This window comes from Rossellomorea vietnamensis (genome assembly GCF_001305855.1).
In the GTDB taxonomy this organism is placed as follows: Bacteria; Bacillota; Bacilli; order Bacillales; family Bacillaceae_B; genus Rossellomorea; species Rossellomorea vietnamensis_A.
On record NZ_LIXZ01000005.1, the window covers coordinates 129,987 to 148,544 of the forward strand.

The 18,558-nt window shown below is 44.5% G+C and carries 20 protein-coding genes and 1 riboswitch; all 20 genes read left to right on the forward strand.

The genetic code is table 11. From position 1 onward, the window contains the following. Positions 1-54 precede the first annotated feature (54 nt). The 20 genes from AM506_RS08085 (at position 55) to AM506_RS08180 (ending at position 18,545) form a co-directional block, all read left to right on the forward strand. Positions 55-1,191 (forward strand): sensor histidine kinase, encoded by a 1,137-nt coding sequence (locus tag AM506_RS08085; protein WP_060672160.1) that lies wholly within the window; start codon positions 55-57, stop codon positions 1,189-1,191. Next, on the forward strand, positions 1,188-1,787 hold the full coding sequence (locus tag AM506_RS08090; protein WP_060671989.1) for a response regulator transcription factor: 600 nt from the start codon (positions 1,188-1,190) through the stop codon (positions 1,785-1,787). The genes AM506_RS08085 and AM506_RS08090 overlap by 4 nt, the downstream gene beginning before the upstream one ends. Before the next feature lie 276 nt (positions 1,788-2,063). After that, positions 2,064-2,171: riboswitch (TPP riboswitch) on the forward strand. Positions 2,172-2,289: 118 nt separating this feature from the next. Then, positions 2,290-2,997, forward strand: a complete 708-nt coding sequence (gene tenA / locus AM506_RS08095; RefSeq protein WP_060671990.1) for a thiaminase II — start codon at positions 2,290-2,292, stop codon at positions 2,995-2,997. Beyond that, positions 2,990-3,568: an ECF transporter S component gene (locus tag AM506_RS08100; protein WP_060671991.1), complete on the forward strand. Its 579-nt coding sequence runs from the start codon at positions 2,990-2,992 to the stop codon at positions 3,566-3,568. The genes tenA and AM506_RS08100 overlap by 8 nt, the downstream gene beginning before the upstream one ends. A gap of 13 nt (positions 3,569-3,581) precedes the next feature. Then, the gene (locus AM506_RS08105) at positions 3,582-5,009 is read left to right on the forward strand and encodes an ABC transporter ATP-binding protein (RefSeq protein WP_235576077.1); all 1,428 of its coding nucleotides are present in this window, start codon (positions 3,582-3,584) and stop codon (positions 5,007-5,009) included. Beyond that, the gene (locus AM506_RS08110; protein ID WP_152968554.1) at positions 5,006-5,809 is read left to right on the forward strand and encodes an energy-coupling factor transporter transmembrane component T; all 804 of its coding nucleotides are present in this window, start codon (positions 5,006-5,008) and stop codon (positions 5,807-5,809) included. Before AM506_RS08105 ends, AM506_RS08110 begins: the two co-directional genes overlap by 4 nt. Next, complete coding sequence (locus AM506_RS08115; RefSeq protein WP_060671993.1) at positions 5,799-6,440, forward strand: thiamine phosphate synthase; 642 nt, start codon at positions 5,799-5,801, stop codon at positions 6,438-6,440. Before AM506_RS08110 ends, AM506_RS08115 begins: the two co-directional genes overlap by 11 nt. After that, entirely contained in the window at positions 6,424-7,536 is a 1,113-nt protein-coding gene (thiO, locus tag AM506_RS08120) for a glycine oxidase ThiO (RefSeq protein WP_060671994.1), read from the forward strand. The genes AM506_RS08115 and thiO overlap by 17 nt, the downstream gene beginning before the upstream one ends. Further along, complete coding sequence (gene thiS / locus AM506_RS08125; protein WP_060671995.1) at positions 7,527-7,730, forward strand: sulfur carrier protein ThiS; 204 nt, start codon at positions 7,527-7,529, stop codon at positions 7,728-7,730. Before thiO ends, thiS begins: the two co-directional genes overlap by 10 nt. A gap of 1 nt (position 7,731) precedes the next feature. Continuing rightward, positions 7,732-8,496: a thiazole synthase gene (locus tag AM506_RS08130; protein ID WP_060671996.1), complete on the forward strand. Its 765-nt coding sequence runs from the start codon at positions 7,732-7,734 to the stop codon at positions 8,494-8,496. Continuing rightward, on the forward strand, positions 8,493-9,515 hold the full coding sequence (locus AM506_RS08135) for a thiazole biosynthesis adenylyltransferase ThiF (RefSeq protein WP_060671997.1): 1,023 nt from the start codon (positions 8,493-8,495) through the stop codon (positions 9,513-9,515). Before AM506_RS08130 ends, AM506_RS08135 begins: the two co-directional genes overlap by 4 nt. 17 nt (positions 9,516-9,532) lie before the next feature. Then, on the forward strand, positions 9,533-10,336 hold the full coding sequence (thiD, locus tag AM506_RS08140) for a bifunctional hydroxymethylpyrimidine kinase/phosphomethylpyrimidine kinase (RefSeq protein WP_060671998.1): 804 nt from the start codon (positions 9,533-9,535) through the stop codon (positions 10,334-10,336). Next, entirely contained in the window at positions 10,333-10,977 is a 645-nt protein-coding gene (thiE, locus tag AM506_RS08145) for a thiamine phosphate synthase (RefSeq protein WP_060671999.1), read from the forward strand. The genes thiD and thiE overlap by 4 nt, the downstream gene beginning before the upstream one ends. Before the next feature lie 108 nt (positions 10,978-11,085). Then, positions 11,086-12,471, forward strand: coding sequence for an L-cystine transporter (locus AM506_RS08150; protein WP_060672000.1), 1,386 nt, complete (start codon positions 11,086-11,088; stop codon positions 12,469-12,471). A 177-nt stretch (positions 12,472-12,648) separates the two neighbouring features. Next, positions 12,649-13,422 carry an SDR family oxidoreductase gene (locus AM506_RS08155; RefSeq protein WP_060672001.1) on the forward strand — a complete coding sequence of 258 codons (774 nt, stop codon included), beginning with the start codon at positions 12,649-12,651 and terminating at the stop codon, positions 13,420-13,422. 33 nt (positions 13,423-13,455) lie between these two features. Continuing rightward, entirely contained in the window at positions 13,456-14,685 is a 1,230-nt protein-coding gene (locus tag AM506_RS08160; RefSeq protein ID WP_060672002.1) for an acyl-CoA dehydrogenase family protein, read from the forward strand. A gap of 68 nt (positions 14,686-14,753) precedes the next feature. Continuing rightward, complete coding sequence (locus tag AM506_RS08165; protein ID WP_060672003.1) at positions 14,754-16,349, forward strand: long-chain-fatty-acid--CoA ligase; 1,596 nt, start codon at positions 14,754-14,756, stop codon at positions 16,347-16,349. 35 nt (positions 16,350-16,384) lie between these two features. After that, positions 16,385-16,951, forward strand: coding sequence for a TetR/AcrR family transcriptional regulator (locus AM506_RS08170; RefSeq protein ID WP_060672004.1), 567 nt, complete (start codon positions 16,385-16,387; stop codon positions 16,949-16,951). Between the two features lie 78 nt (positions 16,952-17,029). Next, on the forward strand, positions 17,030-17,446 hold the full coding sequence (locus tag AM506_RS08175; protein WP_060672005.1) for an acyl-CoA thioesterase: 417 nt from the start codon (positions 17,030-17,032) through the stop codon (positions 17,444-17,446). A 16-nt stretch (positions 17,447-17,462) separates the two neighbouring features. Beyond that, the gene (locus AM506_RS08180; RefSeq protein WP_060672006.1) at positions 17,463-18,545 is read left to right on the forward strand and encodes a phosphotransferase family protein; all 1,083 of its coding nucleotides are present in this window, start codon (positions 17,463-17,465) and stop codon (positions 18,543-18,545) included. The last annotated feature ends 13 nt before the right edge of the window (positions 18,546-18,558 follow it).

Consider the following 18,558-nt stretch of genomic DNA (forward strand, 5'->3'; position numbering starts at 1 on the left):
AATATAGGAGACATATTTAAAACATTGAAAGCAAAAGAGGTATTCAGCGTGCAAATGCCGAAAAAATTCATCAACAACCAAAGAGGTTCAGGTATTTCTCCATACATATGGAGCATTATCAGCATCCTGCCATTCTACTTTATCTTTCAATCATCTTCTACGATCGAAATTGCGGTAGGGATTTTCCTGACCATTACATTTTTTATTTCTTTACGTTTTGCTTTCATCTCAAAGGATTGGCCGGTTTATTTATGGACATCGATATTGATTGCGATTTCCATCACCATGACCATCCAGTTTAATTTTATCTATTTCGCCTTTTACATTGCTTACTATAACGGGAATATTAAAAACCGGGTTGCGTTTCTGACCCTTTACATCATTCATCTTGTACTGACGACGGCATCGATCAATTATAACTTCGTGCTGCAGAATGAATTATTTATATCCCAGTTTCCTTTCATTCTGATTATCTGGATCAGTGTCATCCTGCTTCCGTTCAATATTTATAATCGGAATAAACAGGTGGTGCTGGAAGACCAGTTGGAAGATGCTAATAAGCGAATATCGGACCTTGTCAAACAGGAAGAACGTCAGAGAATTGCAAGGGATCTTCACGATACACTTGGTCAAAAGCTTTCGTTGATCGGACTAAAAAGTGACCTTGCGAGAAAATTGGTATACAAGGATCCGGAGCAGGCCAGAAGTGAATTACAGGATGTCCAGCAAACGGCAAGAACTGCATTAAGTGAGGTCAGGACAATGGTCTCCCAAATGAGGGGGATTCGTTTGAAAGATGAAATCGTCAGGATCAAGCAGCTCTTAAAAGCCGCTGAAATCGAATTCCGCATGACTGACGACACCGCCATTCCCCACACATCACTTTTTTTGGAAAACATCTTAAGCATGTGCTTGAAAGAGGCCGTGACCAATGTGGTGAAACATAGCAAGGCTTCTACCTGTGAACTGACTGTCGAAGAATCGGATAATGAGATGACCATTGTGGTGAAAGATGATGGTGCGGGAATCAGGAGTGATTACACACAGTCTAAAGGCAGTGGCCTTATCGGGATGAGAGAGCGGTTGGAATTTGTCAACGGAAGCCTTGATATTGTTTCGGGGGAAGGCACCACCTTAATCATGCGTGTGCCGAAAGTAATCAAACAGACAGACAGGGAGGGAATGGAATGATTCGAATTGTGATTGCAGAAGATCAGCGGATGCTGTTGGGCGCATTGGGGTCCCTATTGAGCCTGGAAGATGATATGGAAGTGGTAGGAAAAGCAGCCAATGGAGAAGAAGCCATTTCCCTCGTTCATGAACTGAAGCCGGATATTTGTATCATGGATATAGAAATGCCTGAAAAGACCGGACTTGAAGCGGCAGAGGAATTAAAAGGGGATGATTGTAAGGTGATCATTCTTACAACCTTTGCAAGATCAGGCTACTTTCAGCGGGCATTAAAGGGTGGAGTGAAGGGATATTTGTTGAAGGACAGTCCCAGTGAGGAACTGGCCAATTCGATTCGACTTGTGATGGATGGTAAACGCATATACGCCCCTGAGCTGATGGATGACGTATATAGTGAAGAGAATCCCCTCACAGATCGTGAAAAAGAAGTATTGGAGCTGGTTGCAGATGGGAAAAACACAAAAGAAATCGCAGATGAACTCTGTCTTAAAACCGGAACGGTCCGGAACTATATTTCCACGATCCTCGACAAGCTGGAAGTGAAAAACCGAATCGAAGCCATCACCCAATCGAAAGAAAAGGGATGGTTTAAATAATAATAGGGGACGGACCTTCTATGAAGGTCCGTCCCTCTTTCACATTGTTGTATAAATACTACTATTGATTTATTTTCATTCATTGTTTGGTATATGGATAAAATGGAGTTTTGTTTCGTATCAAAAAAATTCTTCTAGAAAAGGTGTTTCGGTTAACGCCATATTATCATTGAATCTTACGAGCGAGCTTCAATCCCTGAAAAAATTTCTAACCCTTTTTGGGTTGACAACGAAATTAATCATGATACGATTACATCGAAAACAAAATTTCATAAGACGATCCACTAGGGGTGCCTTCTAAAAGGCTGAGATTAAAGTGCGACTTTAAGACCCTTTGAACCTGATCTGGTTGAGACCAGCGTAGGGAAGTGGTGTTTGACGGTCGCGAAGAATACAATTCTATCATTCTGATCTCAAGCCACTTTCTGTATGCTGTATGCATAATGGAAAGTGGCTTTTTTTGTTGCCCATTTCGGGTCGTCTGGAAAAGGAGTAGGAAATCATGACATTTTCAAGCGTGTTACGAAACGAAGTCAACGACATTTGGGACGCAAGCTTCCATCACCCTTTCGTCATAGGGATCGGGAATGGAACGCTCCCCATCGAGAAGTTCAAGTACTACCTCTTGCAGGATGCTTATTACCTTTCACATTTCTCGAAGGTACAGGCGCTTGGTGCATCAAAAGCATTGGATTTACATACGACATCACGAATGGCATCGCATGCTGTAGGAACCAATGAAGCAGAGGTTTCACTTCATGAAAATTTCTCCAAACGATTAGGCATCACGGAAGAGGAAAGAAAGAATTTCAGACCTGCCCCTACAGCATATGCCTATACGTCGCATATGTATCGTTCGGCGCGCTATGGGGGTTTAGCTGATATCCTGGCGGCGATACTCCCGTGCTACTGGCTCTATTACGAGGTAGGAGAACGCTTGAAATCATGTACGCCTGAAGAACCGGTTTACCAGGAATGGATTAAGGCATACGGAGGGGAATGGTTCAAAGAGTTAGTGGAAGAACAAATCAATCGACTTGATGAACTGGCTGAGACCATGAGCGAATGTGATAAAGATAGAATGAAAGAAAATTTCATTTTGAGCAGCATTTACGAATTACAGTTTTGGGAGATGGCTTACACCCTTGAAAAGTGGCCGTTCCAGAATGCCCTGGATGCCGGTAAGGAAATGAGTGGACAACATGTCTAATTTAAAACTGACGGACATTTTAGTGACAGTGGTCATTTCCATCATGTTCGGTGTCATCTATAAGCTATGGGGGCCGTTTTATAACATGATGAAACCAATCGGATTGCATGCGGATCAATTTATCTATGGAATGTGGTTCATGGCGGCCACAGTGGCATTCTTGATTATCCGGAAACCGGGAGTCGCCCTTTTAGCTGAAATCGCCGCTTCTTCAGGAGAGTTTCTGATGGGTTCTGAATGGGGACTCGAGGTCCTTTTATTCGGTGTTATTCAAGGAGTGATGGCAGAATTGGTTTTCGCCGTAACGAAATATAAACGCTATGATCTTTCGGTTATATGTATAGCAACGGTCGGGTCTGCATGTGGATCCATCTTCATGGATTACATGAAAGGTTATATGGGGGATTTGGTCCTTTGGAATCTGTCGTTATTTATCTTTGCGAGATTACTGGGATCGATTGTCATCGCAGGAGCAGGTTCATTTTATTTGGTCAGGGCCCTTGAGAGAACCGGAGTCACAAGTCTGGTGAGACGTGCAAATCAGGATGATTTCGATGTATTGAACCAATAAAGGAGGGATGCTTATGCATGTCGAAAACCTTCGACTAACATTTCCCGGATCACCAAAAAGGATGTTTAATGATGTCAGTCTATCAATCAATGAAGGGGAGAAAGTATTGCTATTGGGACCATCAGGATGTGGTAAATCAACACTTCTCCATGTTTTATCCGGGGTGATCCCCCGATCTGTGGATGTTCCCATAAAAGCTTCTAGTATGGATGTATCTGATTCCTTTGGCTATGTATTTCAAGATCCAGACTCACAATTTTGTATGCCCTTCGTGGATGAAGAATTGGCCTTTGTGCTGGAAAATTTACGGACTCCCCGTGAAGAGATGAAAGGAGAAATACGATGGATGCTATCAGAAGTGGGACTGGACCTTGATGACCCCCATACGAAAATCTCAACATTATCAGGAGGCATGAAGCAGAAATTGGCCATAGCTTCTGCGCTTGCCTTGAGACCCGATACTTTGTTCCTTGACGAACCGACCTCGTTATTGGATGAGGAAAGTACCAAGTCTGTTTGGAAAACCATCAAAGAGATCTGCATGGATAAAACCCTGGTGATCGTCGAGCATAAACTCGATCATGTTCTTGATATGATCGATCGAATTATTCTATTTGATGCTGATGGAACCATTATGGCGGATGGAGCGAAGGAATGGATCCTGGACCATTACAAAGGTACGTTGAAGGCCTTAGGTGTCTGGTACCCGGGCGCGTGGGAGGAATATCTGTCATCCTGCCGTGAGAGGGAGATTCCTTCGTTCGGACCAGTGATTGCAAGACTGGAGGACTTTAAAGGCTATCTTCAAAGTAAAGAGAAGATTCATATGCCGCATACCGTGATTCGTAAAGGGGAATGGATTGCCATTACAGGAAGGAATGGCGCAGGGAAATCAACACTACTTCACAGCTTAATGAAGTTCATTCATACAAGCGGGACGTACGTATTAAACGGAATACCGATGAAAGGGAAAAAGGTTCCTCAAGACTGTGCGTTCGTTTTTCAAAATCCGGAGTTACAGTTTATCACCCATACCGTTTTTGATGAAGTTGCCTATGGTTACCGGCTTGAGAACCTAAATGAAGAGAAGTTGGAAAGAAAGGTTAATGAGCTACTCCAGCGATTCAAGCTACGTTCATTTAAGGAACATCATCCTTATTCTTTATCCATGGGTCAAAAACGCAGATTAAGTGTTGCAGCCTCCATCGTGCCCAAAAAAGAGATTCTGTTATTGGATGAACCAACCTTCGGGCAGGACGCTCAAAATACCTTCGCACTGATCGAAATGCTTCAAGAGTTTCAACGCGAAGGTTCAACCATTTTGATGGTAACCCATGATGAGCGGATCATCCATCACTTTGCAACCAGGGTGTGGACAATAGAAAAAGGACGACTGCTTCAAGATCAGGGTGTAGAACCTGTAAGGAGCAAAGCATTGTGAATATGGAAATCGTTCATAAATCCACCCGGCTCCATTACATTAATCCGAGTATGAAATTGATCGTGATGATTGCACAGTTTCTATTTTTACTATTCGTTCATTACCTTAACTGGCTATTGTATTTGACCTTGTTTGCTTTCCTCTTACTGTTGTCATTCTCTGGGTATTCAAGGAGGTTAGTGCTGCTGATGACACTGCCATTTTTCCTTGTCTTTATCTCTACGGCTTCCTCGATGATCATGTTTGGGAAAGGGGAGACGACGTGGCTTACGTGGGGGATCATCCAAGTGACAGAGGAAAGTTTTTACAGGGGGGTTCATATAGGAATGAGGGCATTCCTATTCGCTCTTTTAGGTCTCTTATTTGCTCTGACGACAAGACCTGTCCTGCTGTTTTATTCACTTATGCAGCAATTGGGACTTAAACCGAAGTATGCTTATAGTTTTATGGCCGGGATAAGGCTGATCCCCATCATGCTCGAAGAATTCAATACCATTCGGAATGCGCGTAAAGTCAGGGGTTCAGGGGAACGAAGAGGCATTAAGAGACTAATCCATATCATGCAGTCCTATTCCATCCCCTTACTCGCACAAAGTATCAGGAGGGCACACAGAATTGCAGTTGCCATGGAAACAAAAGGATTTGATGGCGATGGGGAAAGAACCTATTTCTACAAAGTAGGATTTTCAAGATTTGATGGCTATTTTATTGGGACCATCATCCTCATGATTTTAGTAAGTTACGTACTTTCTATCTATCTACCAATTTTTCCGACGGGAGATGTTCGCTATGGAAATTGAAAAGAGAAGGAGTATACATGTCATTTCCACTGGTCAGCAATCAAGGGACGAATTGGTGAAAATCTCGAGAACCATTCACCCCTACATCGATATGCTTCATATTCGTGAAAAAAGCTGGACAGGAGCGGAGTTGGCTGAAGCGGTTGATGAATTAACAGCGGCGGGTGTTCCATTAAGGAAGCTGTACATCAATGACCGGGCAGACATCTCCTGTATGAAACACGTCAGAGGGGTACAACTTGGCCATCATAGTGCACCTGTTGGCTTAGTGAAGGAAAGCTTTCCATCATTGAAAATCGGGGCATCGGTGCACAGCAAGCAGGAAGCACTCCTTGCATATGAACAAGGGGCAGATTTCCTTCTGTTTGGGAATGTATATGAAACAATGTCGAAACCCGGGAAACAAGGCACTGGGATTGTTAGTTTGGAAGACATTGTTCTGAACATCCCCCTTCCCATTATTGCCATCGGGGGCATCACACCCGGACGAGTGGAAGACATTATAAGAACGGGTGCAAAGGGTATAGCGATATTGTCAGGTATCTTCCTTTCTCAAGACCCTCTTGATGCAGCAAGGGCTTATTATGAGGCAATCCATAAGGAGGTGAAACAGCTTGGCGAAACAATATGACGTGTTGATCGTAGGGGGAGGAGTGATCGGCTGCTCCATTCTGTATCAGCTTTCCAAAAGAGGGAAGAAAGTATTGCTGATTGAAAAGAATCAATTGGCATCCAGAGCTTCAGGAGCTGCAGCGGGAATGCTTGGGGTTCAAACGGAATTAAAGGGAGGAAGCCCTCTCTATCGACTCGCGCAGAAAAGCCGCAATATGTACCCGGTTCTTGCACAGGAATTAAAAGAAGTAACAGGTATGGATATAGAGTATGTAGAAAATGGAATGATCAAAATGGCTTGGACAGAGGAAGAGGCACAATCATTCGTAAGCGTTGCTTCCCAAACGGATGAGGGAGAGGGAGTAGAGTGGTTATCCCCTCTTAAGCTATCAGCCTTCGAACCTTATCTTTCGAAACAGGCGACAGGTGGTTTATTCATTCCACGGGATGGGAACGTATCGGCACCCAAGCTGACAGAAGCTTTGGGGCTCGCGTCAGTTAGATTAGGGGCTGATGTCAAAGAGTATACGGATGTATATGACTTTATTGTGGAAGGAAGCAGGATATCGGGGGTTCAAACGTCTGTCGGTCCCCTCTATGCATCTGAAATAATCGTTGCTGGCGGTGCGTGGAGTCAATCTCTATTGGAGAGAATCGGTGTGACCATTCACTCTCATCCTGTCAAAGGGGAATGCTTTTCGGTGAAATATTCCCGGAAACTGGTGGAGAGAACCATTTTCACTGAAGGATGCTACATTGTTCCAAAGGTTGGAGGTCGATTTCTAATAGGAGCAACAGAACACGCTCATACCTTCGATGAAACCATTTCCGTAAGTGGAATGATGAATTTGATGAAGAAAGCCACAGATATTCTTCCCAACCTAATAGATGCCGATTGGGAAAAAGCCTGGTCGGGGATACGTCCTCAAACAGAAGGAGGACTTCCTATTATCGGAAGGAGCGAAAGGTGGGAAGGTCTCTCCATTGCAACGGGCCACTACCGGAATGGCATTCTCCTTGCCCCCGTAACAGGAATCATGATGGCAGACCTGATGGAAGGCAAAGAGAATCCATTACTACATTCATACAGGGGGAGTTTTAGAAAGTGGAATTAAGGATAAATGGACAGCTCGTGACAGTGCCGGACACGATCACTACGATAGAAGATCTTTTAGATCATTTCAAACTGAAGAATCGAACAATTATGGTTGAACAGAATCACACCATATTAAGAAAAGAAGAACATGTAAAGTCACCAGTTGAAAATGGAGATTCCATTGAACTGGTCCAATTTGTAGGAGGCGGTTGACATGTTGAAAATCGGAAACTATTCATTTCATTCCAGATTATTGTTAGGAACGGGTAAATATCCTGATTTTGATATACAGAAAAAAGCGGTCGAGGTTTCTGGTGCAGAGATTCTTACGTTTACGGTAAGGAGAATGAATATATTTGAGCCCAATCAACCCAACTTCTTAGAAAAACTGGACTTGGAGAGCTATTCGTTATTACCGAACACGGCTGGGGCAAAAACTGCGGGCGAAGCGGTGCGGCATGCACAGTTAGCCAGAGCCTCTGGAGTTTGTGACATGATTAAGGTGGAAGTGATCGGATGTGATAAAACATTATTGCCCGATCCCGTTGAAACACTTAAGGCAACAGAAGAATTGATTAAAGAAGGATTTACGGTCCTTCCTTATACATCCGATGATGTGGTTCTTGCAAGAAAATTGGAAGAATTAGGTGCTCATGCCATTATGCCCGGTGCATCACCGATTGGGTCGGGGCAGGGAATTGTGAACCCCGTAAACCTCCGTTTCATTATTGAGCAGGCAAACGTACCGGTCATCGTTGATGCAGGGATTGGATCCCCAGCTGATGCAGCATATGCTATGGAACTTGGTGCAGATGCTGTGTTGTTGAACACGGCGGTATCACAAGCGAAAGATCCGGTCAAGATGGCCAATGCCATGAGGCTTGCGATCGAAGGTGGCCGTTTTGGCTATGAAGCCGGAAGAATTTCCCGTAAGCGCTATGCTTCAGCCAGCAGCCCATTGGAGGGGATGAGTGTTTGAATGAGGAGAGGTATTCAAGACAAATCTTATTTTCACCTATCGGAACAGAAGGCCAGGGGAAAATAATAGATAAACATGTACTTGTCATAGGAGCGGGAGCGCTCGGAACAGGGAACGCGGAAGTCCTCGTTCGTGCAGGCATTGGAAAGCTGACGATTGTGGACCGTGATTACGTTGAATGGAGCAATCTGCAACGACAGCAGCTCTACAATGAGCAAGATGCAAAAAGCCGGCTCCCGAAGGCGATAGCTGCCAAAAAGAGACTGGAGGAAATTAATTCAACGGTTGAGATCGAAGCACATATTCTGGATGTCATGCCGGAAGAATTATTGAACATGAGCATGGGTGTGGACCTGATCATTGATGCTACAGATAACTTTGAAACGAGGATGATCATGAATGATGTGTCCCAAAAATATTCCATACCCTGGATTTATGGAGCATGTGTGGGGAGCTATGGTATTTCATTCACGATTCTTCCCGGTGCCACACCGTGCCTTCACTGTTTAATCGATGAAGTTCCGATAGGGGGCCTGACCTGTGACACAGCAGGAATCATCAGTCCCGCCGTCTCACAGGTGGTCGCCCATCAAACGACAGAGGCCCTGAAGATTTTGGTGGAAGACTATGATTCTCTCACCCATAGGGTCGTATCTTTTGATTTATGGAAAAATGAACATACTTCACTTGATGTGAGGAAGTTGAAAAGAGAAGACTGTCCTTCATGTGGTGTTCACAGAACGTACCCAAGTCTTCAATATAAGAATCAAACCAAAACCGCCGTCCTGTGTGGACGTGATACAGTGCAAATCCGGCCTGCTTCAGGGCACTCTGTTAACCTGATGGAAATTTCAAGAACACTTGAGAACCAAGGCAAACGAGTGGAAAGGAATCCTTATTTAATCAGATTCAAGGTCGATTCCTTCAAGGTCGTCTTATTTTATGATGGCCGGGCGCTTGTTCATGGAACAAAAGAAATTAAGGAAGCAAAATCAATTTATCATCGTTATTTTGGTTGAAAGAGGAGTGAAGATAGATGGTGAATAAAGTGTTGACGATTGCAGGATCGGATAGCGGTGGAGGCGCGGGCATTCAAGCGGATCTAAAAACCTTTCACCAGTGTCATGTCTATGGTATGTCTGCCATTACAGCCGTGACAGCTCAAAATACAAAAGGTGTGCAGGGTATATTTCCATTGACGGCATCAATAGTGTTGGAACAATTAACCTCAGTAGCGGAAGATTTACCTCCCCAAGCCGTAAAAACCGGAATGTTGGTGAATGATGAGATCATTGCATCTGTTGCGGATTTCGCCAGCTCCTCCGGTTGGGAGAACCTTATAGTCGATCCTGTGATGATTGCGAAAGGGGGAGCTTCTTTGTTGGAAGACAAATCCATAGACACATTGATCAATTGTCTAATACCGATTGCTTACGTCATCACTCCCAATATTCCTGAAGCAGAAATATTAACGGGAAGAGAGATACTGAATGTTGATGATTGCAGGAGAGCTGCGGAGGACCTATACAAGATGGGGGCCAAGCATGTAGTCATTAAAGGGGGGCACCAGCCTGATACTTTATATGCTACTGACGCTCTTTATGACGGCAAAGAATTTTATGAGTTTACGAGTCCAAGAGTCTCTACGCCCCATACGCATGGAACAGGCTGTACGTTCTCTGCAGTCCTCACGGCAGAACTGGCAAAAGGGCACACCGTCTATGATTCAGTCCGGACGGCCAAGGAGTTTATTACAGCTGCCATCACGCATTCACTTGGGATCGGGAGTGGACATGGCCCAACAAATCATTGGGCGTATCATGAAGGAGTGAAAGTATGAATCTTAGAGACTCTTTAAAGCTATATTTGGTGATGGGCAGCAAGGATTGTGAAACGTCTCCTGCCCGTGTATTGGAAGAGGCACTCTCAGGCGGAGTCACCATGTTTCAATTTCGCGAAAAGGGGATTCGTTGTCTGAAAGGGAAGCCCATGATAGAACTCGCTCTTGAACTCCAACAATTGTGTCAAAGGCACAGTGTTCCTTTTATCATCAATGACGATGTGGAGCTCGCTTTGTCATTGAACGCAGATGGTGTACATATAGGGCAGGAAGACGAATCCATCGGGGTTGTCCGTAAAAAAATCGGGGATAAAATACTTGGGGTCTCTGCCCATAATGTAAGGGAAGCCAAGCTCGCACTAGAATCAGGTGCGGATTATCTTGGAGTCGGTCCAATGTTTCATACGACAACAAAGGATGATTGTAGAATCGTCCAAGGGCCAAAAGTGATTGAATCAATGAGAGCGGAGGGGATTCGTCTCCCCTTGGTCGGTATTGGAGGAATCCACTACGGGAATGTCCAAGAGATAATGGAAGCAGGTGCAGATGGTGTAGCGATCATCTCAGCAATTTCAAAACAGCCAGAGCAAACCCACAAAATCTTTCAAAATGTCCAAAATAGTCTTTTACAATCAATGTAGATGAACTTTTATCGGACAAAGCAACATATCTTCCCCTCCCCTATCATACTATAAAGTAGACCCCGGTCTAACTTGTTTCATCATCAACGATAAGAGGGAGGGTCTTGAATGAATGTCTGGTTTGTTTTATTGAACATTTTGGTGTTTCTTGTTCTCATTGGTGTACTACTTCATATGCAAAGAAAAAATGTTTCATTTTCAAAACGGGTGTTTGCCGCGCTCGGAATGGGAATTGTTTTCGGTCTCGGTTTACAGTGGGTGTATGAGGCGGGGGATGAAAATGTCACCCAATCGATTGAATGGTTCAATATTGTCGGAACAGGCTATATAAAGCTTCTGCAAATGATTGTCATGCCACTAGTGTTTGTGTCAATCCTTTCAGCTTTTACAAAATTGAAACGATCTTCTAACCTTGGAAAGATTTCTGTATTGATCATCGGTTTGCTCGTTGGAACGACTGCGGTTGCGGCTGCAGTCGGAATTGCAACAACCGCAGCATTTGATTTGGAAGCCATCCAAATCGATCAAGGAAATGCCGAAGCGGCCAGGGGTGTCCAGTTAGAGGAAAGGGCAGCGGCATTGGAAGGTCAAAGTTACCCACAAAAGATCCTGGAGCTCTTACCCCAAAATCCATTCCTTGATTTGACCGGTGAAAGAGCCACGTCGACAATTGCTGTCGTGATCTTTGCAGCCTTCATCGGAATCGCCTATTTAGGGGTACAGCGAAAGGAACCAGATACGGCTGAATTCTTCAAAAAAATCGTGGATTCAATCTATGCGGTCGTGATGAGAATCGTGACCCTGGTGTTAAGGCTGACGCCATTCGGTGTGTTAGCCATTATGGCGAAAACAGTGGCACTCAGTGATTTCGATGCCATCATGAAACTTGGTGAATTTGTGGGAGCCTCCTATATTGCATTGATTATCATGTTCTTGATCCATTTGATCTTGTTGACTCTTACGGGACTCAATCCGATTACGTACGTGAAGAAAGTGCTGCCTGTATTGGTGTTTGCCTTTACGTCAAGGTCCAGTGCAGGAACTTTACCACTTAACATTCAAACTCAGAAAAATAAACTGGGTGTATCAGAAGGGATTGCCAACTTCTCTGGATCTTTCGGATTATCCATCGGGCAAAATGGATGTGCAGGTGTGTACCCGGCAATGCTTGCCGTCATGATTGCTCCGACGGTTGGCATTGACCCATTAACCCCTTCATTTATCTTTACACTTATTGCTGTTGTTGCAATCAGTTCCTTCGGTGTCGCCGGAGTTGGTGGCGGTGCTACATTTGCCGCTATCCTCGTCCTATCTGCCATGGATCTGCCTATTGCGCTAGCGGGTCTATTGATTTCGATCGAACCTTTAATCGACATGGGGCGGACAGCCGTTAATGTGAGTGGTGCGATGACATCGGGAATCATAACGAGTAAAGTCACAGGAGATTTGGATACCGAGACGTATAATAAAGAATTAATTGAAGCGGAAGCTTAAAATGGTCGGGCTGGCTCATATTTTGATGAGCCAGCTTGTTTAGTGAAAAAGGGAAATTTACATATTTTCGAGTATTTATAATTGAAAATTCAGACTATATTCATTACTATAGAAATAACATACCGACCGGTTAGTATCTTAGGTGTGTGGAAACTTTATGAAACGGGAGGCAGGCATATGCATGTAAAGGACTTGTTTGATTTATCTGGAAAGGTGGCGCTGGTGACTGGTGGAGGCAGGGGCCTCGGGAAGCAGATCGCCACCGGATTTGCTGAAGCAGGGGCAAATGTTGTCGTCTGTTCGAGAAATGTAGAAGCATGTGATGATGTCAAAAAGGATTTAGAGGGTATGGGTGTTCAGGCTCTATCTTTTCAATGTGATGTTACGAATCCGGAAGACGTCGCGAGGGTGGTGAATGAAACCAAAGAAGCGTTTGGCCGCATCGACATCCTGGTGAATAACAGCGGGGCTTCATGGGGGGCTCCTGCAGAAGAAATGCCCCTTGAAGCATGGCATAAAGTCATGAACGTAAATGTGAATGGGACCTTCATTATGTCACAGGCAGTCGGAAAGCTGATGCTTGAACAACAGGAAGGGAAAATCATCAATATCGCATCTGTAGCAGGTCTTCAGGGTACGGACCCAAGGTATATGGATGCCATCGGCTATAGTACAAGTAAAGCAGCCGTCATCAATTTCACGAAGGATCTTGCCGTGAAGTGGGGCTCTCGGGGCATCCATGTCAATGCGATCGCACCAGGCTTCTTTCCGACAAAAATGTCAAAAGGAATCCTCTCCCATGCGGGGGAAGCCATTTTAGAAGGTACGCCATTAAATCGATTTGGCAGCGAAGATGATTTAAAAGGAGCGGCTCTATACCTTGCTTCCCGTGCTTCTGATTTTGTAACGGGTTCGGTCCTTGTGGTGGATGGCGGCTCATCGGCCATGTAGCAAGTGAAACTAAAATAAGGAAGGAAGGATGTCATGGAGTTCTCCTACTCTCCGAAAGTACAAGAATATCAAAATAAGCTATCCCGTTTTATGGAAGATTACGTTTACCCGAATGAATCATTATACGAGGAACAGCTTAATAGGCAAGGAACCCGTTGGAGCGCCGTCCCGTCCATCATGGAAGAATTAAAATCCGAAGCAAGGAAACAAGGGTTGTGGAACTTATTTCTACCCGATAGCGAGTATGGGGCAGGGTTAAGTAATGTTGAATATGCGCCGCTCTGTGAGATCATGGGAAGGTCCCTGATCGGTCCGGAAGTATTCAACTGCAACGCTCCTGACACAGGAAATATGGAAGTGTTAGAGCGCTACGGTACACAGGAACAAAAGGATAGCTACCTTATACCGCTCCTTGAGGGAAAGATCCGATCTTGCTTCTCCATGACCGAGCCGGAAGTCGCTTCTTCCGATGCCACAAACATAAAGGCAAGTATCGTTCGGGAAGGAGATGAATACGTCATCAATGCCAGGAAATGGTGGTCATCAGGCGCTGGCGATCCCAGATGTAATTTCTCCATATTGATGGGGAAAACAGACCCTAATGCAAGTCGCCATGAACAGCAATCGATGATCATCGTACCATTGGACGCGGAGGGCGTGAAAATCGAGCGGATGCTGCCTGTCTTTGGATACGATCATGCTCCGCATGGACACGGTGAAATCACCTTTACCGATGTCCGGGTGCCCGTGGAAAATATGATCTGGGCAGAGGGCAAAGGTTTTGCCATTGCGCAGGGACGGTTAGGTCCAGGCAGGATCCATCATTGCATGCGTTTGATCGGTGCAGCGGAAAGAGCGCTTGAAGAATTATGTAAGCGTGTTCAAGACAGGGAAGCTTTCGGTAAGGCGCTCTCAACCCAGGGGGTCGTCATGGAATGGATCGCAGATTCACGAATCGAAATCGAACAGGCTCGCCTCCTGACCATGAAAGCCGCTTACATGATGGATACCGTCGGGAATAAATCTGCCAAACAGGAAATCGCGATGATCAAAGTAGTTGCGCCTTCTATGGCATTGCGTGTCATAGACAGGGCCATTCAGGCATTTGGGGCGGCCGGGGTATCAGGTGATCATTCAATGGCGGCACAATGGGCGAACGCCAGAACATTACGACTTGCCGACGGACCTGATGAAGTACATCGTGCCCAACTCGCAAAATTAGAGCTGAAGAAATATCAAAAAGCCTCTCCGGTAGAAAGCTAGGAAGAGAGAGTGATGGATGATTAAACTATTAGAAAAATTAACCAATCAATAACGGAAGGAATGATTATGTGACAACTAAATCCTGGCACGTTCATTACCCTGAATCGTTCGAGACGGATATTCCACCGATTGATTTCTCAATAACCCATATGCTTCAACAAACTGCTTCTGAGTACCCTGCGCACCCTTGTATAAGCTTCTATCAAAAACGCATGACGTATAGCGAACTTCAAGATGCGGTTACATTGTTTTCATCGTCCCTGCAGAAAATCGGGACGAAGAAAGGAGACCGGGTTGCCATCATGCTCCCTAACTGTCCCCAATATGTCATTTCGTATTATGGAATCCTTACCATCGGCGGGATTGTCACACAGGTGAATCCGATGTCTGTTGAAAGGGAACTCATTCATTTACTAAATGACTCAGGAGCAGAAACAATCGTTGTATTAGACCGTTTTTATCCCATGATTAAATCCATCCAAAAGGAAACAAAAGTGAATACGATCATCGTAGTCAGCTTCCAAGATGAAATCCAGGTGTCTGACTACACATTTAATGAGTTTTTAAAGGTGGGAGACGGAGGGCCATCAAACATTTCCATACAGCCGGAAGATGTAGCCGTCCTTCAATACACAGGTGGAACTACCGGAGTGTCAAAAGGTGTGATGCTTACACATAGCAACATCCTTTCAAATGTCATGCAATCTCAGCGCTTTTTTAAAGATAGCATTCAAACAGGGAAAGAGAGAAGTCTGAGTGTGATTCCGTTCTTCCATGTATTTGGAATGAATTCATGCATGAATCTTTCCATCTATTCAGCGAATGAAATGGTCCTGCTGCCGCGGTTCGATCTCTTAGAAGTATTAGAAACGATTAAGAAGGAGAAACCTACGCTGTTTCCAGGTGTGCCGACCATGTATGTAGCGATTACCAACCACCCTTCTGCAGAAGAGTACGGAATTGACTCGATCAAGTTATGCAATAGTAGCAGTGCTCCCATGCCTGTGGAGCTGCTTAACCAATTTGAGAAGAAAACAGGTGCAAAAATATTGGAGGGGTATGGTTTGTCCGAAGCCTCCCCGACGACCCACTGTAATCCGGCATTTGCCGAAAGAAAGCCCGGAACTGTGGGAATCGGCCTCCCGTCTACAGATTATAAGGTAGTGGACTTAGCGACGGGTATGAAGGAAGTACCTCCTGGTGATATTGGAGAACTGATCATTAAAGGGCCCCAAGTCATGAAGGGATACTGGAATTTACCTGAAGAAACCTCTAATGCCCTTCGTGACGGATGGCTATACACAGGAGATATTGCCCGGATGGATGATGAAGGGTATGTATCGATTGTGGATCGCAAGAAAGATATGATCATTGCTTCAGGATATAACGTGTATCCCCGGGAAGTGGAAGAAGTGATCTATGAACATCCCTCTGTACAGGAAGCGGTCGTGATCGGGGTCCCAGACTCCTATCGGGGAGAAACCGTGAAAGCCGTGATCGTGTTAAAGTCGGGTGAAAAGGTGTCAGAACAAGAATTGATCAGGTTCTGTCAGGAAAATATGTCTTCATTCAAAGTCCCAAGGATCATCGAATTCCGGGATGAACTTCCAAAGACGAGCGTAGGGAAGATTTTAAGAAGGGCCCTCCGGGAAAATGTGATATAATTCAGGGGATATTTTTCAGATTGAGGGGACTTCAAATGAAAGAAAAAATGACAGAACAAGCCGTGCGTTTATTCGACGAAAAAGGTTTTAGTGCCACGTCCATTCAGGACATCGTCGAATCGATCGGGGTGACGAAAGGTACATTCTACTACTACTTCTCCAGCAAGGAAGCACTTCTTAAGGACATTCATATGAGATATATAGATGATTTGTTGTCCAAACAGGAAAAAATTCTTCATGATGAGAGCAAAAGCTTTCATGAGAAGCTTTTTGACATCATCCATCTATCCATAATCGACATTAAGGAGCAGGGAGCCAGTGCCAAGGTGTTCTTTAGGGAGATGAGACACCTGAGCAATGAGAGCCTGGATCAAATTGAACCCAAAAGGGATATGTACCGGTTTAACATTGAAAAGCTCTTGAAGGAAGGAAGAAAGACCGGAGATTTCCGAAACGACTTCGACGTTTCTGTTGTAGCCTTCGGTATTCTCGGCATGATGAACTGGAGCTATCAATGGTATAAGCCGGGTGGGGCGAAAACGGATAAAGAAATAGCAAGAACATTTGTGGATATGGTCTTAAAAGGAATTGAAACAGAATAGAAGGGAGAAGCGGTTAGTGCTATCCTCTCCCCTTAACATACCGACTGGTTAGTATTTATGATGAAAGAAGGCGGATATATGGATTCTATCACAGTAAAAAGCAGGTTCTGCGAAACAGATGCGCTTGGGCATATAAACAATACCACCTATTTTGTCTATTTGGAGGAAGCGCGAATCAAATTCTTTCAAACAATCGGATTTGACATGGACGTGAAGGATTGGCGGTTTATTCTAGCTTCCACTAAATGTGATTTCGTATCACAGGGTTATTTCAATCAAGAACTCGTGATCACCTCCTATATTTCCAGGATCGGATCTAAAAGCTTTCAGTTAGAGCATGATATTTTGTGTGCGGAGACTCATCAACTCATCGCAAGAGGAAACGCGGTCATTGTCTACTTTGATTTTCAGGAACAACGAAGTAAAGCCATCCCTGACCTGTTAAGAGCCCAGTTAAATACTCATTTTCGTTCTGAGAAAACTGAATATTCTTAAATATAGGAGGGGTAAAATGACGGAACGGATGGAATATGAAACGGTTTCAGTCAGAAAAGGAGAAGAATTGGATAAAAGCAAATTAAAGGACTTCCTGGTAGAGCACTTTCCACATCTGCAACAAGATGAGTTGAGCATTAAAGAGTTTTCTGCAGGTCACTCAAATCTAACGTATTTGCTTTCAATGGGGAAATGGGAAGGGGTTTTGAGGCGTCCCCCTTTAGGGCCCGTCGCACCGAAGGCACATGATATGAAAAGGGAATTCAGGATTCTTTCAGAGATCCACCCTTTATTCGACGTTACACCAAAACCATACGTATTTTCTGAAGATGAAGAGATAGTCGGAAGCCCGTTCTTCATCATGGAACGGAAAAGGGGTGAAGTATTTGATACATCATTTCCCCCGCATCTGGATGTGACACCCGAGGTATGCAAGAGAATCTCGGAAGAAATGGTTTCAAAATTGGTCGAGCTTCATTCCATTGATCATACCAAAACATCACTTCACGAAATCAGTAGACCCGAGCAGTTCATGGAGAGACAGGTTCACGGGTGGATCAATCGCTATGAACGTGCCAAGACAAGTGAGATTCGTGAAGTCGATCATCTCACACAGTGGTTGATCAAAAACGTTCCAGAAAATGCCGAGTCCACAGTCATTCATTATGACTATAAATTAAACAATAGTATGTTTTCTGATGACCTGACATCCATGGTGGGATTATTTGATTGGGAGATGGCAACCGTCGGAGACCCCCTTGCAGATTTGGGTGTTGCCATGGGGTACTGGATACAGCAGGATGATCCTGAATTGTTAAAATACGGCCTCGGTAATCCTCCAGTGACCATCATGAACGGTTTTTACAGCAGAAGAGAATTTATCGAAAAATATGCCATGAAGAGCAGCAGGGACGTGAACCATATTCATTTCTATTTGTCTTTTGCCTACTTCAAGCTCGCGGTTATTGTGCAGCAAATATATTACCGTTTTAAGATGGGTCAGACAAGTGATGTCCGTTTTTCCAAGTTCGATCGGTTTGCACAATCACTGATTACCCTGGGAAATCAGGCAGCATTTGATTTCAGGGAACAAATATAAGGGGATGAATACG